This window comes from Cytobacillus sp. NCCP-133, assembly GCF_026011715.1.
Classification (GTDB): domain Bacteria; phylum Bacillota; class Bacilli; order Bacillales; family Cytobacillaceae; genus Cytobacillus.
Map to the genome: position 1 here is coordinate 62,594 of NZ_BRVM01000014.1, position 22,266 is coordinate 84,859.

Annotated in this window: 19 protein-coding genes; 15 read left to right on the forward strand and 4 right to left on the reverse strand. The window is 38.7% G+C overall.

The window, feature by feature from the left end:
• Nucleotides 1-274 precede the first annotated feature (274 nt).
• From NCCP133_RS15695 to NCCP133_RS15715, 5 genes are all read left to right on the forward strand, one after another.
• On the forward strand, nt 275-1,756 hold the full coding sequence (locus NCCP133_RS15695; RefSeq protein ID WP_264806019.1) for a SulP family inorganic anion transporter: 1,482 nt from the start codon (nt 275-277) through the stop codon (nt 1,754-1,756).
• A gap of 68 nt (nt 1,757-1,824) precedes the next feature.
• On the forward strand, nt 1,825-2,721 hold the full coding sequence (locus tag NCCP133_RS15700; protein ID WP_264806020.1) for a patatin-like phospholipase family protein: 897 nt from the start codon (nt 1,825-1,827) through the stop codon (nt 2,719-2,721).
• Between the two features lie 305 nt (nt 2,722-3,026).
• A complete protein-coding gene (locus NCCP133_RS15705) occupies nt 3,027-3,443 on the forward strand; it encodes a CBS domain-containing protein (protein ID WP_264806021.1) in 417 nt (138 codons plus the stop codon).
• Nucleotides 3,444-3,775: 332 nt separating this feature from the next.
• Entirely contained in the window at nt 3,776-4,642 is an 867-nt protein-coding gene (locus NCCP133_RS15710) for a pyruvate kinase (protein WP_264806022.1), read from the forward strand.
• A gap of 72 nt (nt 4,643-4,714) precedes the next feature.
• Nucleotides 4,715-5,197, forward strand: a complete 483-nt coding sequence (locus NCCP133_RS15715) for a PEP-utilizing enzyme (RefSeq protein ID WP_264806023.1) — start codon at nt 4,715-4,717, stop codon at nt 5,195-5,197.
• A 579-nt stretch (nt 5,198-5,776) separates the two neighbouring features.
• On the opposite strand, the gene NCCP133_RS15720 is transcribed toward NCCP133_RS15715, so the two are convergent.
• Together NCCP133_RS15720 and NCCP133_RS15725 are read right to left on the reverse strand one after the other, a co-directional pair.
• Nucleotides 5,777-6,031, reverse strand: a complete 255-nt coding sequence (locus tag NCCP133_RS15720) for a hypothetical protein (protein ID WP_264806024.1) — start codon at nt 6,029-6,031, stop codon at nt 5,777-5,779.
• Between the two features lie 25 nt (nt 6,032-6,056).
• On the reverse strand, nt 6,057-6,671 hold the full coding sequence (locus NCCP133_RS15725) for a class I SAM-dependent methyltransferase (RefSeq protein ID WP_309298078.1): 615 nt from the start codon (nt 6,669-6,671) through the stop codon (nt 6,057-6,059).
• A gap of 363 nt (nt 6,672-7,034) precedes the next feature.
• Here NCCP133_RS15725 and NCCP133_RS15730 point away from each other — a divergent pair, with 363 nt between their 5' ends.
• From NCCP133_RS15730 to rnjA, 8 genes are all read left to right on the forward strand, one after another.
• Nucleotides 7,035-8,501: a SulP family inorganic anion transporter gene (locus tag NCCP133_RS15730; protein ID WP_264806025.1), complete on the forward strand. Its 1,467-nt coding sequence runs from the start codon at nt 7,035-7,037 to the stop codon at nt 8,499-8,501.
• A gap of 82 nt (nt 8,502-8,583) precedes the next feature.
• Nucleotides 8,584-9,003: a universal stress protein gene (locus tag NCCP133_RS15735; RefSeq protein WP_264806026.1), complete on the forward strand. Its 420-nt coding sequence runs from the start codon at nt 8,584-8,586 to the stop codon at nt 9,001-9,003.
• 199 nt (nt 9,004-9,202) lie between these two features.
• Nucleotides 9,203-10,651, forward strand: coding sequence for a SulP family inorganic anion transporter (locus NCCP133_RS15740; RefSeq protein ID WP_264806027.1), 1,449 nt, complete (start codon nt 9,203-9,205; stop codon nt 10,649-10,651).
• Between the two features lie 12 nt (nt 10,652-10,663).
• Nucleotides 10,664-11,083: a universal stress protein gene (locus NCCP133_RS15745; RefSeq protein ID WP_264806028.1), complete on the forward strand. Its 420-nt coding sequence runs from the start codon at nt 10,664-10,666 to the stop codon at nt 11,081-11,083.
• Nucleotides 11,084-11,195: 112 nt separating this feature from the next.
• Nucleotides 11,196-11,615: a universal stress protein gene (locus tag NCCP133_RS15750; protein ID WP_264806029.1), complete on the forward strand. Its 420-nt coding sequence runs from the start codon at nt 11,196-11,198 to the stop codon at nt 11,613-11,615.
• A gap of 195 nt (nt 11,616-11,810) precedes the next feature.
• Complete coding sequence (gene helD / locus NCCP133_RS15755; protein ID WP_264806030.1) at nt 11,811-14,135, forward strand: RNA polymerase recycling motor HelD; 2,325 nt, start codon at nt 11,811-11,813, stop codon at nt 14,133-14,135.
• 145 nt (nt 14,136-14,280) lie between these two features.
• Nucleotides 14,281-14,700, forward strand: a complete 420-nt coding sequence (locus tag NCCP133_RS15760; protein ID WP_264806031.1) for a universal stress protein — start codon at nt 14,281-14,283, stop codon at nt 14,698-14,700.
• Nucleotides 14,701-14,970: 270 nt separating this feature from the next.
• A complete protein-coding gene (rnjA, locus tag NCCP133_RS15765; protein WP_264806032.1) occupies nt 14,971-16,635 on the forward strand; it encodes a ribonuclease J1 in 1,665 nt (554 codons plus the stop codon).
• A gap of 61 nt (nt 16,636-16,696) precedes the next feature.
• On the opposite strand, the gene NCCP133_RS15770 is transcribed toward rnjA, so the two are convergent.
• Nucleotides 16,697-17,005: a recombinase family protein gene (locus tag NCCP133_RS15770; protein WP_264806058.1), complete on the reverse strand. Its 309-nt coding sequence runs from the start codon at nt 17,003-17,005 to the stop codon at nt 16,697-16,699.
• Nucleotides 17,006-17,425: 420 nt separating this feature from the next.
• Here NCCP133_RS15770 and NCCP133_RS15775 point away from each other — a divergent pair, with 420 nt between their 5' ends.
• Nucleotides 17,426-19,384: an LTA synthase family protein gene (locus NCCP133_RS15775; RefSeq protein WP_264806033.1), complete on the forward strand. Its 1,959-nt coding sequence runs from the start codon at nt 17,426-17,428 to the stop codon at nt 19,382-19,384.
• A 39-nt stretch (nt 19,385-19,423) separates the two neighbouring features.
• On the opposite strand, the gene NCCP133_RS15780 is transcribed toward NCCP133_RS15775, so the two are convergent.
• On the reverse strand, nt 19,424-20,614 hold the full coding sequence (locus tag NCCP133_RS15780) for a dicarboxylate/amino acid:cation symporter (RefSeq protein WP_264806034.1): 1,191 nt from the start codon (nt 20,612-20,614) through the stop codon (nt 19,424-19,426).
• 504 nt (nt 20,615-21,118) lie between these two features.
• On the opposite strand from NCCP133_RS15780, the gene NCCP133_RS15785 reads away from it, so the two are divergent.
• Nucleotides 21,119-22,195 (forward strand): D-alanine--D-alanine ligase, encoded by a 1,077-nt coding sequence (locus NCCP133_RS15785; RefSeq protein ID WP_264806035.1) that lies wholly within the window; start codon nt 21,119-21,121, stop codon nt 22,193-22,195.
• Nucleotides 22,196-22,266 lie beyond the last annotated feature (71 nt).

The following is a 22,266-nucleotide window of genomic DNA, read 5'->3' on the forward strand; positions in this document are numbered from 1 at the left end:
TCCTCGCTTATCATATCAAAGCACGAAGGTTTTGCCCAATTTTTTACACATGGCTGTTTTCAGAAAAATTTTATTTTTGCATTGTGTCCAAAATGTGAAATTCAATAGGATTATCAAGCATTTACTATTTAACCTCATAAAAAGGAAGGCTTTAAGCGTTTTCATGGGAAAAGCGCGCTTCCTTTTTTTATGCTATGCTTTGAGCATCAACGACGGATACGACTTTCATGAGAGTTGAAAGTCACAAATTAAAATAGGAAGAGGTGCCGTTTTATTGAGTTTTAATAAAATTAAATATAGCTGGTTTGGTAACGTAAAGGGAGATTTGCTTGCGGGTATTGTGGTGGCATTGGCCCTTATACCAGAGGCCATTGCTTTCTCCATCATAGCAGGCGTAGACCCTATGGTAGGACTCTATGCGTCTTTCTGTATATCGGTAGTTATTGCATTTGTTGGGGGAAGGCCGGCCATGATTTCAGGAGCTACAGGTGCTATGGCTTTATTAATGATTACCCTGATCGCTGACCATGGTCTGCAGTATTTATTGGCTGCTACTATTCTAACTGGTATTTTACAAATCATCTTTGGAGTTTTTAAGCTTGCCAGATTCATGAAGTTCATTCCACGATCGGTTATGGTTGGATTTGTGAATGCATTGGCGATATTAATTGTTATAGCTCAGCTCGACCATTTTGTTGGTGAGACCTGGGTGATGTATGCTCTTGTAGCTGGTACATTAGCGATTATTTTCATTCTTCCAAAATTTACAACGGCTATTCCTTCGCCCCTAATAGCGATTGTCATCATGACGATTGTAGCTATTTTTGGCGATTTGAATGTAAATACTGTTGGGGATATGGGTTCCCTGACACAGGCTTTGCCGTTGTTTGCCATTCCAAGCATTCCGTTTACATTTGAAACGCTTCAGATTATTTTCCCTTATTCATTGGCACTGGCTATTGTAGGGCTACTGGAATCTTTATTAACTGCTTCTATTGTGGATGATATGACAGATACTGGAAGTGATAAGAATCAAGAAAGCAGGGGCCAGGGGATAGCGAATATTGTCTCAGGGTGTTTTGGCGGCATGGCCGGCTGTGCGATGATCGGTCAATCGGTTATAAATGTAAAATCAGGCGGTAATAGCCGATTATCATCCCTGGTTTCAGGTGCAGTTCTCATGTTCCTCATTATAGTGCTTGGGGGAGTAGTTGTCCAAATTCCAATGGCCGCTCTTGTGGGTGTGATGTTAATGGTTGCAATCGGTACATTTGACTGGTCATCTATAAAGAGTTTAAAGGTAGTTCCTGTGACAGACTCGATTGTTATGGTTGTGACGGTTGTAACGGTTGTTGTTACACATGATTTATCAAAAGGTGTCTTTGCAGGGATTATTTTAAGTGCCATCTTCTTTGTAGCGAAGATCTCAAAAGTGTATGTGACATCTGTCTCAGTTCCTGGAGCAAGCAAGAAAGTGTACAATGTAAAAGGGCAGCTTTTCTTTGCATCTGTAACAGACTTTGTGGACGCTTTTGATTTTAATGCTGATAATAACCTTAAGTCTGTGGAAATTAATCTTTCTCATGCCCATGTTTGGGATGATTCAGCCGTTTCTGCAATCGACAAGGTGGTCTTCAAATTCAGAGAAAATAATATTAAGGTTAGTCTTGTGGGATTGAATGAGCCAAGTTCCGTTTTAGTAAAACGAATGGCCATCCATGATAAGCCGGGAGCTAAATTATCCGGGCACCATTAAAAAATGGCGCGTTGTATTTATACACCGCGCTTTTTGTATTTAAACTCTTGATTATTGGAGGGATTAAAATGGAAAAATCCGGATTGGTGCTCGAGGGCGGCGGAATGAGAGGAGTCTATACAGCTGGGGTCCTTGAATTTTTCCTGGAAAAGCACATGTTCTTTCCATATATTATCGGTGTTTCGGCTGGCGCCTGTAATGCTGCTTCATATGTCTCAAGGCAGCATGGCAGGAATCAGAAAGTAACCATCGGGTATGTGAATCATCCTGATTACATCTCATATAAGAATCTATTTCTAAAAAAAGAGCTGTTTGGCATGGATTTAATTTTTGATAAAATTCCAAATGAATTAGATCCATTTGATTTTCAAGCCTTTACAGCAGCTCAGGAGAATTTTATTATTGGGACAACTGATTGCAAAACAGGGGAGCCGGTTTATTTTAATAAGGAGTCTTATGCCCGCGATATTTTAACTATTATCAGGGCTTCCAGCTCGCTCCCCTTTATGGCGCCTATCATCAATTTTGCAGGAAAAGCCCTCATGGATGGAGGAATATCTGATCCTATTCCCATTAAAAAGGCAATTAAAGATGGGGTGGAAAAAAGTGTAATTATTCTTACGAGAAATAAGGGCTATCGGAAAAAGAAGTCTTCCCTTTCAAAGCTTACCAGGTATTTTTACAAAGAGTACAGCGGATTGATAAACGCAATTGAAAACCGGTATAAAATATATAATGAAACGCTCGATTATATCGAGCAGCTAGAAAATGAGGGCAAAGTATTCATCATCAGGCCTGAACAGGAACTTCAGGTAGGAAGAGTGGAGAGAAGTCCGATTAAGCTGACACAATTATATGAGCAAGGGTATGATGATGCGTTTAGGTTATATGATGAACTAGGGGCATGGATATCCCAGCCTGAATATAGTATTGGGAAGTCCTCGCGTGAAGCCGTGTTTACCTAAGGAATCTTATTGAAATCCTGTACAAAAAGATGAGATCTTTTGTGCAGGATTTTTTTTGCTTGATCCTCTATTATGGAAACACATAATCTGCAGCATGCAGCAAGTGATCTTCTCTCCCAAGTATAAATTGAGCTGTACATCCAAACAATAAATTAGAATTAACAACTTTTGGAGGGAGAAGGCAGAGTGATTTTTCCTGCTTCATTATTAACAAAAAAAATGTTTCGTCTTTTAGAATGAAAATGACCATTATGCTAAATACTATTTCTGTTTAGCCAACCTTTTATTATAGGAGGAGAATAAATATGCAAGTGAGAGATGTAATGAGCACAAATGTACAGAGCTGTTCGGTAAATGATGACTTAAAAACGGCAGCTTCCATTATGCAATCCTCAGACATTGGTTCACTTCCAATTGTAGAGAACAATCAGGTTGTAGGTATGGTAACAGACAGGGATATGGTAATTAGAGGGCTTACCAATGGGACGGCAAACGATACAGTCCGAAACATTATGACCAATCATGTCGTAACGATAGCTCCTACTGCATCCCTGGAAGAAGCGGGACAAGTAATGTCTCAAAATCAAATCCGCCGCCTTCCGGTTGTTGAGAATGGAAATTTGGTAGGAATGCTCTCTCTTGGTGATCTAGCTGTCCGTGAGCAGGCTAATTTAAATGCGGGGGAAGCCCTGACCCAAATTTCAAAAAATGATTTGCACTAACAAAGGCATCTTTACTTTTTATACTGAAGTAATAAATATGCCTTTTAACGATTACAGGGATCCTAATTTGGGTCCCTGCAATCGTAAAAGAGAGGCTAAGCCATACAATAACTGCTTAATTTATATTATAATAAAACTAAATACTTTTAGTTTTGAATATTCCTTCAATAATGATTAGCGAATTAGCGGATTTAAACGTTGTTCGTTTCTGTTTTCCCTCTTTTCCCCCTAAAAGCTCTCCATAGATATAATTCATCTATTAATTTTATCAATATTAAAGATTAAAGGCTGTTTTCGCAAAAGAGCGATATTAAATAAGGAAGGAGATTTGAATGTTAATAACAAAAAAACTATGCTATTCGGAGAAAATCCCTAAGTCTTTATTCAGTATGGTTGAATTACTAAACGGAGGAATGGACTTTGCTATCCTTCGGCCGTCAAGCGAGCATTATATGGGTCTTGAAAAAAGGATGGCATCACTTGAAGAGGCCTCGAGAATCTCAGGCAGAAGGTTGAATATGATTCTCGAGCTTTCCCCCTCTATTCCAAAGGATGACGATTCAGATCAAAGGCTTATGATTAGAGAAGATGTCAAAGCAGAGATTAAGTGGGGAAAAAAGGTTGGGATAAGTTATTATTATTGTCCCAATATAAGAAATCGGGCGGATGTGCTCGAATATAAGAAGGAAATTTTGAAAGCGTATAGTAAGGACGAATGTCTGCCGATGATTTTATCGGAACTCGGCAATGCTTATAGCATAAAAAATATTATTGAAATAGTAAAAGAATCAGATGCTCTCATTGTAAATACGAATAGTCTGGAGCGTCAATTTCCATCTAAGCAGGTTCCGCTAATCATTAATGATATTATCTTGAAATGTAATGAAAATGGAAAACCTGTTATTCTAAAAGAATATTGGGAGGATATTGATCTTGAACGGATTAATTATGAAGCTGTGGATGGTATCATTTTTGTATTGGAAAAAAACAGCCGAAAGACAATAAGCGAAGTAATAGAGATCTTTAATCGGGATTCTGCAAGGTCCAATGGCAAAACTTTAAAAACCAATCCTTCGGTGTCTCTCAGCAACTGGTCTCATGGGGTGCATCTTGCTAACCAACTAAATGCCAGGGCAATTATTATAACTATTGAGAACAATGAAGGTGCAATTCTAACTATTTTAAAGGCTAATTCTTAAATTCCTATTATCCTTAATACTCCAAATAGGCAGCTTTCGCAAAAATATCAGCTTACCCGGGGAGTAGTGTCAGTGTATTTCGATGAAAAAATTTCAGATACAGGCATCATTGAAAGTGTAGAAGAGATTTATCAATTAAAAATAGGCGATAGGGTAATCTTTTTAAAAGGAGACAATGATATAGATGATTGGCCAGAAGTCGTGGTAATAGGTGATGTGCTAGCTAAAGGTGAAGGAATAGGCAGCATGTTTACTACAGGCCGGGTCTTTGTCTATAACAATCTAAATTACCTGGGAACAATGGAGCGGGGAGATATTTTGGTTTTCAACAAAGAAGTCGATCAAAACCCTGATTTGATAAGGAGAGCATCAGTTATTATAACAGAAGAAAAAACTTTGAATTCATTGGCAGCTGTTTTAGGATTGAATTTAAGCAAACCTATGATTATAGGGGTAGAAAATATAAAAAATCTCCGTTCAGGAGAAATCGTAACAGTTGATACAAATGCCGGAAAAATTTATAAAGGCGGCATCAAAACGGCAAAGTATGCATAAATTGTTTCAGTTAATTAAATAAAGTGAAAAAGGACCCCTAATGAGGTCCTTTTTCACTTTATAAGAAAGTACAAAAATTTTAAACGTCGATAACTATCTAGAGCAAGCAGCCTAACCCTTGAGGTCACAAGCCTGTCTAGCTGCGGCTCCTAGGGACTCTCAGGTCTAAGCTGGGCTTGCGTTTTTCTTGCTTTCAACGGGCAAATAAAAATTACCAGGTGAAGCAGAAAGTTATTGTATGTCACTTGCTTGTTTTAACTCGCTTCGATGAATCAATTCAATATATTTATCATTATTTAGCTTTTTAATCTCACAATACCCGGATTCGTAAACATAAAGAACGTGATATTTTTCGTTATTATAAATAATTATATCATTCGCTTTTAACATTTTATCACCTACTTTATATTCAGGTCCTTTTTTACAATTGAATCTAGTGGCCGGCTGTCAGTTTTAAACCCCAAGCCATTGCATTCCGTGCAGGTTTTTAATAGAAGATTCCTTAACAAGGGAGTTTTGCCTTTGCCTTTGCATCTTGAACAAATTAATTTGATGGCCATTAAATCCTCCTTTACTGAATTAGTGCGTTACGCTTAATACAGGAATATCCATCGGAACTTGCAATTCATTTAATAGGTTTAATGTTTGTGCATCTTGAAATAAGATTTCCAATAAATAAGGGATTAAATTCTCGCTTTGTATATTGCCGATGGTAGCTGTCCAGCTGTTATGCTCGTTCTTTTGGAACTTTAAAGTGTAAAAATGCCCGTCTTTAAGAATGATAAATCTGATATCATGCTCGTTTACATATTTAATTGTAATTTCATTCTCCAAATAATTACCTCCAGTTAAAGAGAAATTATTTCTTACATACGGCAATCCCAATCGGGTACCGCACATCATGTTTTGGCGGTTCAACCAGGACACCTTTTTGGCCATAAAAGGCTGTATCTTGATAATCAGTAAATAGATCCCGAAATTCATCAACTGTAAGCTGATGAACATGAAAAGGCGATCCGCAGGGCATTCCTCTGCCTTTTCCGAATGGAGTAGAAATAACCAAAACTCCACCAGGCTTTAATAATTGATAAACATTCGATAGGAATTGTTGTTCGTCCTCAATGTGCTCGATTGTTTCAAAGGAAACGATCACATCGAAGAGCCCTAACTTTTGGGGAAGAAGTGGATTCACTGCATCTTCACAGCGATAATCAACAAGTGGGTGGTTATATCGCTTTTGCGCATATGCAAGTGTTTTGGGGTCGCAATCAATTGCAACTATTTGTTTTATTCTCTTTTTGCCCATCTTGGCCAGCATTTGGGAACCAAATCCGGATCCACAAGCAAGATCTAGGACTCTGCCCTTTGTATAATGATTGCTAAAGTGGTATCTTGCAATGTGTTCCAAGAGCAAACCGTTTGTAGGCTTCATATAATCCGGAATCACTCTTTCTCCGGTATCTTCAATTATCATTGGCTTAGCTCTCCTTTTTTGCCTCCCTTACATTATTGGGAATTTCCTATTCATTATATCAAAAGAGAGGAAAGATTTGTAGGATGAGTTACATTATCGGGCTTACCATTAATTGTATAGATATAAAAGCTATCCCTTATCTATGTAAACAAATTGTAAGAAATGTAAAACATTTTTAGATGCACTTTTTCCACTATTTATATAGTAATAACAAGAAAAACAGCGAATGTAAGAGAAAATCATATGTATTATCGCTTACATGAGCTCTTGTCAAAAAAATATATATGGTATGATTCATTATGTTTTTGTCGGCTCGACTTTGATGAGAGTTCAAGGTCATTAAAAAAAATAAGGGGTGTTTATTTGAAAGCTCATTCTATAAAGGAACATTGGTTCGGCAATATAAAAGGTGATGTTCTTGCAGGTATTGTAGTAGCCTTGGCACTTATTCCTGAAGCAATAGCCTTTTCAATCATAGTGGGGGTTGACCCAATGGTTGGTTTATATGCCTCATTCTGTATAGCTGTTGTTATCGCAATTGTTGGTGGAAGACCTGGAATGATTTCGGGTGCAACAGGTGCTATGGCACTGCTAATGGTTACACTAGTTGCTGATCATGGTGTGCAATATCTTTTTGCTACTACAATTTTAACAGGTATTATCCAAATTTTGTTTGGGGTATTCAAGTTGGCGAAATTTATGAAATTTATTCCCCGTGCGGTTATGATTGGATTTGTAAATGCGCTTGCAATCTTAATTTTCATGGCCCAGCTTGAGCAATTTGTTGATGCTACCTGGGTTATGTATTTAATGGTTGCCGGGGCTTTAGCTATTATCTATATTTTCCCGAGAGTAACAAAAGCTGTACCTTCACCTTTAGTAGCGATTATTGTGATTACAGTGATTGCTATTATGACAAATAGTGATGTAAAAACAGTAGGAGATATGGGGTCATTATCTACAGCTTTGCCATCATTTTTGATTCCAAATATTCCACTGAATTTTGAGACCTTGCAAATCATCTTTCCATATGCCTTGGCATTATCGGTAGTTGGTCTCCTTGAATCATTATTAACTGCTTCTATCGTGGATGATATGACAGATTCGTCAAGCAATAAAAATAAAGAAGCAAGAGGGCAAGGGATTGCAAATATTGTGACAGGATTTTTTGGCGGAATGGCTGGCTGTGCAATGATTGGCCAATCTGTTATCAATGTAAAATCCGGCGGTAAAGGAAGACTGTCCTCCCTTGTTGCAGGAATTATATTGATATTCTTGATTCTAGCATTAGGTAAAATTGTTGTACAAATACCAATGGCTGCACTAGTTGGTGTTATGTTCATGGTTGCTATTGGAACCTTTGACTGGTCTTCCCTTAAAGGCCTTGCAAAGGCTCCAGTCACAGATTCAATCGTTATGGTCGTTACTACTATAACGACAGTTGCAACCCATGACTTATCCAAAGGGGTATTTGCAGGTATTATCTTAAGTGCGATCTTCTTTGTTGCTAAAATCTCTAAAGTGCATGTTACATCACGGGTTGAGGGAGAAAAGAAAATTTATGCTGTTACAGGCCAGGTTTTCTTCGCTTCTGTAGAAGAACTTGTAGCTGCATTTGATTTTAACAATGATGTAAAAGAAGTGGAAATTGACTTTTCTCAGGCGCATATCTGGGATGACTCGGGTGTCGCTGCTATAGATAAAATTGTGTTAAAACTAAGGGATAATGGTGTATTAGTCCGCTTAGCGGGATTAAATGCGCCAAGTTCAAATTTAATAGAACGACTGGCTGTTCACCGCAGACCTGGCGCAAAGTTATCGGGGCATTAAAGGCCTGACTATTTCAAAAAAAGCACGTGTTTCACGTGCTTTTTTTACAAAAGAGCTTATTTGATAAGGAGCGAATTCGATATTGTTTAAAAAAATTATGCTAGCATATGATGGTTCAGAAAACTCGCTTAGGGCAGCTGAAAAGGCAGCCTTTATTGCAGAAAATACGAAAGGTGCAGAAATCACAATCGTGTATGTTATTGATGGTGCATCTTCTAAGGAAGACGTTTTACATTATTCATCCAAAGAAATCATTAATGAAAAAAGAAAAGAACGTTTAAAAAAGGTTGAAGATTACTTTAATGAAAAAGGCATTTCATTTACCCATGAAATCCTTCATGGTGAAGCAGCCCCAGCAATCGTCGACTATGCAAATTCCAATAATTTTGATTTAGTTACTGTCGGAAGCAGAGGTTTGAATGGACTTCAGGAAATGGTTTTGGGAAGTGTAAGCCATAAAGTGGCAAAACGTGTAAAAGCTCCAGTTATCATTGTAAAATAAATGGGAGATCCCTGAATTAGGGATCTTCTTTTTTTAGGGCTTGGACGTAATAAAAATGAAAATCCAGTTTGATTTAGCAGCTTCTGGGAATATAAAAAGCAAAGGTAAACGGTAGTTTTATGCTGAAATAAATGGTAATTTCCCTAAAGTCATTATATGCAAAATTTGTACCATACTAATAAGAAAGGGAGGAACTAAAATGGAACAAATGAGCTATAAGGATACTTGGTTAAGCAATATTAAAGGCGATTTATTAGCAGGCATCGTTGTGGCTTTAGCTTTAATTCCTGAAGCTATTGCCTTCTCAATCATTGCTGGTATTAGCCCGATGGTAGGCCTGTATGCATCTTTCACAATCGCTGTTGTTATCGCTTTTGTAGGAGGGAGACCCGGTATGATTTCCGGGGCGACAGGGGCAATGGCCTTGCTGTTTATCGATCTAGTGGCAGAACATGGCTTGCAGTATCTGCTTGCTGCAACGATTTTAACAGGTATTTTACAAATCTTGTTTGGTGTTTTCAAACTGGCCCGATACATGAAATTCATCCCCAGGTCTGTTATGGTCGGATTTGTAAATGCATTAGCGATATTAATTTTCACTTCTCAGCTGCAGCATTTTGAAAATGAATCAGGGATTATTTATTTGCTGGTAGCTCTGACATTGGCCATAATCTATTTGCTTCCCTTTGTAACGAAGGCTATTCCAAGCACTTTAATTGCCATTGTCATTATGACAGCCATTACGATTTATATGAATATTGGGGTCCGGACAGTAGGCGATATGGGGGCTATCTCACAAACTCTTCCGATTTTTCTGATCCCCGATATCCCTTTCAATTTTGAAACGCTGGCCATTATCTTTCCGTACTCTCTTGCATTGGCACTAGTAGGATTGCTTGAATCCTTGCTTACTGCTGCCATTGTAGATGATATGACAGATACAGACAGTGATAAAAATACGGAGAGCAGGGGTCAGGGAATTGCAAATGTAGTAACAGGTTTTTTTGGAGGGATGGCTAGCTGTGCGATGATTGGCCAATCTGTCATCAATGTAAAATCCGGCGGCAAGGGAAGGTTATCATCCTTCTTTGCAGGTGTTTTTTTAATGTTATTAATTGTGGTGCTGGGAGATATAGTGGTAAGGATCCCGATGGCAGCCCTAGCAGGTGTCATGATCATGGTCTCCATAAGCACGTTCGACTGGAATTCGATTAAGACTCTCCATCTTTTGCCGAAAAGCGATGCAATCGTCATGATTGTAACAGTGTTTACAGTTGTCCTAACCCATAACCTGGCTATTGGTGTCTTTACAGGTATATTACTTAGTGCCATTTTCTTTGTCTCCAAAATTTCGCAAGTGCATGTTAACACCGAATTGGAAGGAGGGACCCGAATCTATAAAATGAAGGGACAATTATTTTTTGCTTCTGTCACTGAGTTATTAAAGAAATTTGATTATAAGGAAGATGTTCAAGTTGTCGAGCTGAACCTAAGGCGTGCTCATCTCTGGGATGATTCTGCTGTGGCTGCAATTGATAAAATCATTAATAAATTTGAGGAAAATGGGAAACAAATTACATTAACAGGCTTAAATGAAGACAGTTCAGAACTAGTCGGCAAATTAGCGAATAAGCTTGGATCTCATTAAGGCGGTGGAGAAATGTATAAAAAGATTTTATTGGCAACGGATGGTTCAGAGCATTCCCGAAGAGCTGCAGAGCATGCCATTGCAATGGCGAAATGTACGGGTGGCTCCAAAATTGAAATTGTGTATGTGATTGATGATGACAACGCAAAGTCGGATGTTCTGCAAAATTGGAATAAAGCAGACTTAGGGGATAAAAGAAAAGACAGAATTAAGTTTGCGGAACAACAGGCAAAGGAAGCGGAAGTTCCTTATGAAATAAAGACACTTCATGGTGAACCTGGCCATGCTATTGTAGAATATACCAACAAAAATAATATGGATGTAGTAGTAATCGGAAGCAGAGGTCTGAATGTCCTTCAGGAACTTGTTCTGGGAAGTGTCAGCCATAAAGTGGCAAAAATGGCTAATTGTCCGGTTTTGATTGTCAAATAAGAAATGGTGCATCATGTACCATTTCTTTTTTTAGGAAAATTAATTTAAATATTCAATAAATGATTTGAAAGCGCTTTAATTTAGGGTATCATTAAACTAGGGGGGGAGAAGTATGTTTAAGAAAATTCTTTTGGCTTTCGATGGTTCAGAGCATTCTTTTCGTACAGTTGCAAAAGCGATTGATATAGCTAAGCTAACCCAAGATTCAAAGGTGGAAGTTTTATATGTCTTATCAGATGAAACATCTAAAAGCGAGGTAATAAATTTATGGGAAGCCGAAGGGATAAAGGAAGACCGTTTGGAAAGGTTTAAGCTGGCTGAGGAAGCTGCTGCACAAAACGGCATAGATTATGAAATCAAGTTTTTGAGGGGGGAGCCTGAAGAAAAGATCGTTCAATATGCCAATGAAAATAGCATAGATATGATCATTATGGGTTCAAGAGGCTTAAATCCTTTTCAAAGCATGATCCTAGGCAGTGTAAGCCATAAAGTAATGAAAAGAGCAACATGCCCAGTCATGGTTGTGAAATAATCAAAAATTCCTTAGTAAGGCGTCTTATGGACGCTTTTTCTTTTGAAGGGATTTTGCATAACGAAAACGTGTATGTTATATTCAAAATGAAATTTCATCTAAATTCCTCGTATATCTTCAGTTTTCTTCTTTTATTTCCTGATGGTTTACTATGAAAGGATAAAGAAAAATTTATAGGATGTGACAACCGAAAGAATGGGTACTGATAAAAACACTGATATATATGAACATCCAGATTATCAAGCTGAAGTGCAGCATTTGGAGTTCACCAAAGTTTATATAAAAAGCATACTAGAAAGCTCAAAAGGCAGTAGATCAAATTTTAAAGAAAATATAAAACAAGCCTTTGTTGATTTGGACTATCTGGACAGCAGTTTAAGTTATATCAATATCTTAACGAATGCGAAATTTCTGGAAATGGCCGAAGGTGAACTGGAAAGGCTTGAAAGTATTTTAAACAAGCCCTATTTCTCCAGAATTAATTTTCAAAGAGATGCAGGCGGCAAAGAAGAGATTCTTTATATTGGAAAAACATCCTTATATGACCGGGAAAATCAAATGCCTATTATTGTTGATTGGCGCTCCCCAATAGCAAATGTATATTATGACGGAAGGTTAGGCAGCGTTTCGTATGAGGTGAATGGGGAGGAAAAAGAAGGATATTTATCCCTTAAAAGGCAATTTAATATTGAAAAAGGCACATTAAAAGATATACGGGACGTTGATTTAACCACACATGATGAGCTGCTGCAGGAATCTTTGGCTGGAAAGGCAGACAACCGCCTTACGGAGATTGTCTCTACAATTCAAAAAGAACAAAATGATGTTATTCGAGCCTCCTTAGATCACCCCATTATTGTGCAGGGGGCAGCAGGAAGCGGAAAAACAACGATTGCCCTTCATCGAATCTCCTACTTTTTATATACTGCTGGGGAGAATTTTCAGCCGGATAAGTTGATGATTCTGGCTCCAAACCGCCTGTTTATTGATTATATCTCTGAGGTTCTTCCTGAGTTAGGTGTAAATCGGATAAAACAGACCACGTTTATCGATTACATGCGGGAAAGCTTAGGAGGCAAATTGAAGATTGCCTCTCCTGGAAGCAAGCTATTGGCTTTGGTAGGGAATGCAGCAGATTCAGACAAAATTAAATGGGTTTCGGCATTGAAAGGGTCTCTTCAATTCAAGGAATTGCTGGATAAGTATATGGCTGACATCGTAAGTGAACTTGCGCCTTCTGAAGATTTCAAGGTTGAAAAATTCAGGCTGATGAAAGGGGCGAAGCTTAAGAGGCTTTTCCTTAAGGAATATAGATATATGCCTGTATATGCACGCTTAGATAAAATTAAAGCGCTGCTGGCAAATCATTTAAAAACAAAAAGAAAAACAATCTTGACCATGCTGGAAGAAAAATATGATGAGGCACTGGAAAGAGCCCTTTATAATATAAAAGATGCAGAAAAACGAAAGAAAAAGGTAACATCTCTTATGGATCAAAAAGAGAAGAGAATAGAGAGCATTAAAACAGAAGCGAGAACAGCTGTGAACAGATATATGAAACACTTTGCCAAAACGGCTGTCTTTACTTTATATAAAGACTTAATGACTTCAAAGGAAAAGCTTCAGAAGTATTCTGGCCTAAGTATGGAAGAGGCTTCCCAGCTGGCTGCCTATAGCAGCTTTATATTTAAAAAAGGTGTCTATGAGCTGGAAGATCTGGCCCCGCTTTATTATTTAAAATCAAAATTGGTTGGCATTGACCCTGCATTAAAAATGAAGAGTGTTTTTATAGATGAGGCGCAGGATTACAGTTATTTTCAGTTTGCGGCTATGAAGGAAGGAATGGAAACAGAGCTATTTACAATTGTAGGAGACCTAGCACAGGGAATACATGCCTATCGGGGACTAAATAGCTGGGAGCCCTTATTAAACGAGGTTTTTCCTTCTGCAAATTACTATTCATTGCAGAAAAGCTATCGGACGACAGTTGAAATCATGGAACTCGCCAATGACATATTATCGATCATGAAGGAAGACCTCCCAAAAGTGGAGCCGGTTGTCAGACATGGATACAAGCCAGTCTTTTATAAAATGGATCCTGCTGACCGGAAACAGATTGTGGATTATATTGAAAGGGATGTGAGCGATCTTTACAGCCAGGACCTAAACTCTATTGCTATTATAGGCAGGACAGAGAAAGAATGCGTTGCCTTGGCAGCCATTTTGGAATCGGGCAGCATTAAAACCCAGCTTCTTGATGAATCCGAGGACATTAAGAAAGGCCATGTTGCGATTGTTCCCTCTTATCTTGCTAAAGGCCTGGAATTTGATGCTGTATTGATGATAAGCCTTAATGAGGAATATACTGAGCAGGAACTGGATATTAAGCTATTGTATGTGGCTATGACCAGGCCGATGCACAGGCTTTATTTGTATGGGAAAGACCCATCAGACTTTTTATTAAATAAGTCTGATAAGTCCCATTATAAAATCAGCAGCAGGTTAGGTGCCGAAGTATAAAAGCTGAAATATGGTTTTTTTTTGCACAGCCAAAATATTGTCATGAAATTGTCAAGCTATCACTGGAGTTCATATTGTTCATGTATACTTAAAGCACTTAAGATATAAGAGATAAAAACTAAGCGGTGTCTATAGGAGTGAAGTCATGTTTAAGAAAATTCTATTAGCAGCGGATGGCTCTGATCACTCTGTTCGATCAGCAAAAAAGGCAATTTATCTAGCAGAGCAAAGTCCGGAAACAGAAATTACAGTTGTTTATGCAGTAGACGGCCAAACATCAAAAGTGGATATCCTTCATCATTATGATAAAAAAGTGGTAGACGAGTTGAGAAAACGTCGGTTAGAACCGATTGAAAATCTTTTAATTGAAAAGAATCTCAAATATAAGATGGTGATTTTGCATGGTGAACCTGGACCTGCCATTGTAGATTATGCCAACAAGAGAGACTTTGATATAGTAGTTGTGGGAAGCCGGGGGCTTAATGCCCTTCAGGAAATGGTACTGGGAAGTGTAAGCCATAAAATAGCGAAAATGGCAAAAGCACCTGTTATGATTATCAAGTAAGGCGCAGACTTAGTCTGTGCTTTTTTATACTATCAGAATTTATATCCCTTTGAACTTAGATAACTATCTAGCTCCAGGCGCCTTGCGCTTTTCTTATACATTTTTACAATTGATCCTGTGAATGTGTGGAAAATGATTCCTTTTAAATGTGCAGAGGTCTATTAAATGTTACAATTAAATATGCCAATAAAGCGTTTTCGGCTTTACGGACTCATGATTCTTTTTCATACCATCTAAGAGGTAAAAATATAAATATTAGGAGTTGGATGAATGGCTATAAAAAAAGAGAATAAAGTTAAGATATTGGCCTTAGGCGGCCTGGGGGAAATCGGAAAGAATACATATGTCATCGAGTATATGGATGAAATGGTTGTAATTGACTGCGGCATTAAATTCCCGGACAATGAACTGTTTGGAATCGATTATGTATTGGCTGATTATACGTATCTTAAACAAAACCAACACAAGCTAAAAGGCATTTTCATTACCCATGGACATGAAGATCACATCGGAGGAATCCCATTTTTGCTCCGGGATGTGCAAGCACCTATATTCGGGGGGGATTTTGCTCTGGAGCTGATTAAGAGCAAGCTGGCGGAGCATCGAATAAAAGGGGCAAAGTTTCAGCAGATTGATAATGAAACGATTATTCAATTTCAGAACTTAAAAGTAAGGTTTTTCCGTACAACTCATAGTATTGCCGATTCTTTTGGCGTTGTCGTCTCAACACCTGAAGGGAATATTGTCCACACAGGAGATTTCAAATTTGATCTGACGCCGGTGGGAGCGGTAACTGATTTTCATAAAATTGCAGAAATTAGCCGTGAAGGGGTACTGTGTTTATTATCAGATAGTACGAATAGTGAAGTTCCGGGTTTTTCATTATCTGAAAAGAAAGTCGCTGACGCCATTGAAGATGTGTTTCAAAATGCCGAGGGCAGAGTCATTTTCGCTACATTTGCGTCTAATATTGACCGCATTCAGCAAGTAGTCCAATCTTCCATAAAACATGAGCGGAGAATTGCGGTTGTGGGAAGAAGCATGGAAAAGACTCTTGAAATCGGCAGAAGGCTCGGATACATATCAGCTCCTGATAAGGCTTTTATTAGCATAAAGGATATTGGACAGCTGTTAAGCAATGAAGTGACAATCATCTGTACTGGAAGCCAGGGAGAGCCGATGGCTGCTTTATCCCGGATTGCGAATGGAAACCACAAGCAAATACAAGTGATTCCCGGCGATAAAATTGTTTTTTCGTCCTCTCCGATTCCTGGAAATGGAATTAGCATTAGCAGGGTCATGGATAAATTGCTTAGAGCAGGAGCGGAAATTATCCATCATAAAATAAGTGAAGTGCATGCCTCGGGGCATGGAATGCAGGAAGAACAAAAGCTGATGCTGCGGTTGATCAAACCTCGATACTTTATTCCGATTCATGGAGAGTATAGAATGTTAAAAGAACATGTTCGCTTAGCATCGGATTGCGGAATTTCAAGCGAAAACTGTTTTATTCTTGATAATGGAGACGTATTGGAATTAACTGCTGAAAGTGCACTAAAAACCGGGACAGTGCCGGCACAGCCGGTTTATGTCGATGGAAATGGAATTGGGGATATCGGGAACATTGTCTTGCGTGATCGAAAGGTTCTCTCCGAAGAAGGATTAGTGATCATAACATTAGTGATTGATAAGAGCGCCAGAAAGATGGCAGCTAGGCCGGCTATTGTAACAAGAGGCTTTGTTTATATTCGGGAGTCTGGGAGCTTGATTAATGATCTTGAAGACATTGTCAAGGACAAAGTGATAACTGAATTAGCGGAGGGTGTGAAAGACTGGGCACAACTAAAAAGGGAAATCATTGATTCCGCCCAGCCGTATTTATTTCATAAAACAGGCCGGCGTCCCATGATATTGCCATTTATTATGGATCTATAATTGGAATAAACCGTTAAGAATCCAGCAAAAAAGGACAGGTGAGCACCTTTTTGCTGGATTTTTATTTTCCAAGATAGCGGTAAAGGGTTGACTTGCTTATCCCTGTTTCAGTTTTAATTTCGGCCAAGCTATATTTCCTGCTTTGGTACATTGAGATCGCCTTTTTTATATTTGTATCAGGTATTCTTGGCCGCCCAGGCAGTGTTCCTTGTTGTTTTGCTTCGTTGATGCCTTCCTTGGTCTTTTCGCTCAACATATCCGATTCGAAGTCAGCTATATTTGCAACAATGTCTTTAAAGGAGATTTTTAAGCTTCTGCTTGTATCAATTCCTTCATTAATTGAACAAAAATAAGCCCCCTTTTTCTCTATTTCATTTAATAGCTGAGAAAGATGGCGTGCAGAATCTGCAAAAGCAAAGAGCTTGGTACAGCCACTTTGTCTTCTGGATCAAGGGTCCTGATCATGTTTGCAAGTTTTGTTCTTTGCTTAGCTGAAAAACTTTCCTCACATATTATCTGGTCACACTTCATATTTGTTAGAAGTACTTGTTGTTCTTTGCAAAAAGGATCGTTTGAATATGGCCTAGCATATCCAATTAGCATAACCGGCACACTCCTGCCTATCTGAATTCGTATGATTATCATACCATATAAATTTTTAATGGTTCCAAAATGGTTCATTTTTAGGACAATCCGTGTTAAAATCTTTTTATCTTTTTATAAACTTTTGCTAAAAATACAAATTTTGGATAGAAACAATACACAGACTATTATAGAAAGTAGGGCTGAAATGAAACCAAGCTTCCTCATCAGTCGAAGGATACCTAATAAATTTGCTTTCTTCTTCTTAATTGCAGTTGTGTTTATTTGGATGAAGACGTACCTGGTTCAATTGACACAATTTAATTTGGGCATTGAGAATTCAATCCAGCAATTTTTGCTGTTTTTAAATCCGCTGGGGTCATCTCTATTATTTTTAGGTTTAGCGCTTTTTTTTAAGGGGAGACAGAAATTTATCGCTTTGATCTTTTTTGATTTTTTATTGTCGTTTCTCTTATATGCCAATGTTTTGTACTATCGTTTTTTTAATGATTTTATCACTTTGCCAACTTTAACGCAGACTCAAAACTTTGGGGATGTGAGCGGAAGCATCGGGACACTTTTAAAACCGGCTGATCTGTTATTTTTTGCAGATGTTATTGTACTTCTGATTTTGATTACAGTCAATTTTAGCAGATTGGAAGTAAAGAAGATTGCTCCGCGAAAGGTGATGGCCGTCCTGCTGATTGCTATAAGCATTTCGGGCGTAAACCTGGCTATTGCGGAAACAGATCGGCCACAATTATTGACAAGAGGATTCGACCGTAATTATATTGTTAAATATTTGGGCATGTACAATTATACAATCTATGACGCTGTCCAAAGCACGAAGGCTTCTGCACAGAGGGGATTGGCTGACAGCAGTGATATTACAGAGGTCATCAACTTTACAAAATCTAATTATGCAGAACCTAATCCAGTATACTTTGGAGTCGGGAAAGGGATGAATGTCATCTATGTGCACATGGAATCAATTCAGAACTTCCTAATAGATTATGAGCTTCATGGCGAAGAGGTAACACCTTTTCTAAACTCCTTAACAGCTGAAGAAAATACCCTTTACTTTGATAATTTCTTTCATCAAACGGCTCAAGGGAAAACAGCCGATGCAGAATATATGGTAGCAAACTCACTATATGGACTGCCTCAGGGATCGGCTTTTACTATTAAAGGTTTAAATACTTATCAAGCAGCTCCCGCAATTTTAGGCCAGGAGCAGGGATATACATCCGCTGTATTTCATGGGAATACGGGCAGCTTTTGGAATCGTGATGAGGTTTATAAATCACTGGGATATGATAAGTTTTACGATTCAAGTTATTATGAATTGAAATCGGAAGACATGGCTGACTATGGCTTAATGGATAAACCATTCTTCGAACAATCCATGCCTTATCTGGAAGCATTGCCTCAGCCGTTTTATGCTAATTTTATTACAGTTACCCATCATTTTCCTTTTAAAATTGATGAAGAAGAAGCAACGATTGACAAACACACAACAGGCAATAAAACTGTAGATAATTACTTTCAGACTGCGAGATATGCGGATGAAGCGCTCGAACAATTCTTTGCTTATTTAAAGGAAACAGGCTTATATGATAGCTCGATTATTATCATGTATGGTGACCACTATGGCATATCCAACAATCACAACGAGGCAATGGCAGAGGTGATTGGAAAAGAAGTTACACCTTATGAAAGTGCTGGCCTGCAAAGGACTCCTTTATTTATCCGGATACCTGGGATGGAGGGCGGAGAAAACCATGAGTATGCCGGGCAGATTGATCTCCTTCCTACCCTTTTGCATTTGCTGGGAATCAATACAAAAGAATTTGTGCATTTTGGAACGGATCTGTTATCTGAACAGCATGATGAACTGGTTCCATTCAGAAACGGAGATTTTGTTAGTCCTGAGATCACTTCTGCTGACGGCAAATTTTACGATTCAGCAACCGGGCAATTGCTCGCGGAAGAGCGATTAAAAGAAGCAGAGGAACTTCAGGTAATAGCTGAACAAAAATTGTCATTTTCCGATAAAGTTGTCAATGGCGATCTCCTGCGGTTCCATAAACCGGAGAATTTTAAACCTGTTGACCGATCGCAATATAACTATAAAAGTCCTGAAAAAGATAAACTTAAGAAGCAATAATATGTACAAAAAAGCGCAGAGCGATTCTGCGCTTTTTCTTTAGCCAGCTTTTACAGCCTGTGGCTGCTCCTTTATGTCTTTTCCGCTTGCTTTGTCAGACAGTAACGTTAAAGCTCCGTCACCAGTTACGTTGCACGCTGTTCCAAAGCTGTCTTGGGCAAGGTATAAGGCAATCATCAGAGCGATCATAGTTTCATTGAAGCCAAGCATGCTTTCAAGCAGCCCAAGTGCCGCCATCACAGCTCCGCCTGGAACCCCCGGTGCAGCAATCATAGTGACGCCAAGCATTAATACAAATGGCAGAACCTCAGAAAAAGAAGCAGATTGCCCTTGCAGCATCATAACCGCGATGGCACAGCTTACCAGCGTGATTGTACTTCCTGACAGATGGATGGTTGCAAGTAAAGGAACTGAGAAATCAGCCACTTTTTCACGTGCTCCAAGCTTTTTAACCTGTTTGAGTGTGACAGGTATTGTGGATGCGGAAGATTGGGTTCCTAGTGCTGTAAAGTATGCAGGCATCATGTTTTTAACAAGTTTAATCGGATTTGTTTTTGCAGCACTTCCTGCAGCTGTATATTGAATAAATAAAAAGACAATATGAAGAGCAATAATCATAACAAAGACTTTGGCAAATACAGACATGATGGCGCCAACTTGCCCGCCTTGCGTCATGTTGGCAAAAATCCCGAAAATATGAACAGGAAGCAATGGAATAATGACTTTCTCAATTACTTTTTGAATAATATCACGGAAATCATTCATGGCGTTTTGCAGCGTATTTCCTTTAATGGCCGCTAAACCAAGTCCTAATGTAAATGAAATGAGCAGTGCTGTCATGACGCCCATAACAGGAGGCATGTCCACTTGGAAGAATGGGGTTAGCAACGCTTCTTCTGGATTCTCAAACTCTTTGAGGCTTTGGTTTTTTAATAGAATGGGGTATAAATAAGTAGCGGTGAAAAATGCAAGCAAGCCTGCCGCTACAGTCGAACCATATGCAAAACCCGTTGTGATGCCCAGCAGTTTGCCGGCGCCTTTGCCCATGCTGCCAATCCCGGGTGCGATGAATCCGATAATAATCAACGGAATGGCAAAGCCGAGAAAGTTTCCGAATAGTCCATTAAACGTTGCGAATAGTTTAATTAACCATTCAGGAGAAAAAGAACCTAGTAAAATACCCAAAGCAATGGCTAGTATAATCCTTGGGAGTAATCCGAGCTTCTTCATGTTTGTCCTCCTTATAAAAACAATTGTTTTTGTTAGAAGGATTATATCTTGTTTTAAGTTAAAAGTTAAGAGTAAATAATGTTGTTATAAAAGTAAAATAATTATATGAATTCTGTCTTTAGATGCTCACACAAAGGATTTTCAGTTAGAAACGCTACTTTATAAGAGATAAAGCGTTTTTTTAAAATAATAATTAAATCCGAGTTTTAATTTATTTGTGAAAAGGAAGTAATAATAAAAGTGTTTGCAGATTTAAAGGTAAGAAGAGTTTCCTTTTTAAATCCTTTTACATACATATAGGAATATGGGCGTATGCGCAGAAAAAAATTCCTGAAGAATTGAACATGTAATCACTCCCTTTCTTAAATTAGAAAATGTTACAATAAAGGGAATCTTGAATTTGCATTTAAAGCAGATTAGAGATGAGAATGATATCAATATCGGAATTGGCACTCGGCTTAGAAAAACCGGGTTATCCATGATGGAACAATGGAGGTTTCTTTTATGAAAACGAAGGTTGGCCTATTATACGGCGGGAAATCCGCAGAGCATAAAGTATCCATGCAGACGGCAATGGCTGTGATCAAAGCCCTGGATTTGGAAAAATTTGAAATTCACCCTATATATATATCGGAGGAAGGACAATGGGTTAAGGGTCCTCAATTGAATGGCCCTGTCTCCGGCGTGAAGGCACTCGAATTTTCCCAGGGGGAAGCACTCCCGCCAACAGCTTTGGCACCGACCCTATTTCAGAGTTCTCAGCAAAAAGGCCCTTTTGACGTTATTATTCCGCTTCTTCACGGCCCAAACGGTGAAGATGGAACAGTTCAAGGCTTATTGGAGCTTCTAAATCTTCCGTATGTAGGAAATGGCGTTTTGGCCTCATCTGCAGGCATGGATAAGGTCATAATGAAAAACATTTTTGCGCAGGCAGGCCTTCCTCAGGTAAACTATGTGTGGTTTATCCGAAGTGAATGGGAAAATGGAACAGAACTTGCGTATGATAAAGTGGAGAAGGAACTGGGCTATCCATGTTTTGTTAAACCGGCTAATCTGGGTTCGAGCGTGGGAATAAGCAAATGTATGAATCGCTCAGAGCTTGAGGCAGCGTTTAAGGAAGCTTTCCAATTTGACCGCAAGATCATTATCGAAGAAGGTGTCACCGCAAGGGAAATTGAAGCTGGCGTCATAGGCAATAATCATCCGGAATGCTCTGTTGCCGGAGAAATTGTTCCGAAGGTTGAATTCTATGACTATAAAGCAAAATATGAAGATGGAGATACAGCCTTGATTATCCCTGCTGAAATCTCTGAGAAAGAATACACTGAGCTGAAGGATATGGCGATTAAAGCCTTTAAAGCTTTGGACTGCTCAGGGCTAGTCAGGGCTGATTTCTTTTTGACGAGAGAGGGAAGGCTATATATTAACGAGGTAAATACAATGCCTGGCTTTACACCTTTCAGTATGTTCCCGCTTCTTTGGAAGCATACAGGCGTTGAATACCCGCAGCTAATTGAAAAGCTAGTTCATCTCGCAATCGAGCGTCATGCGGAAAAACAAAATATTAAACACACAATGTAAAGCCAGCTGGCAGGAATAATAGACTTTATAAAGGAGACACGGCAGTCCTGTCGTGTTCCTTTTGTTCACAA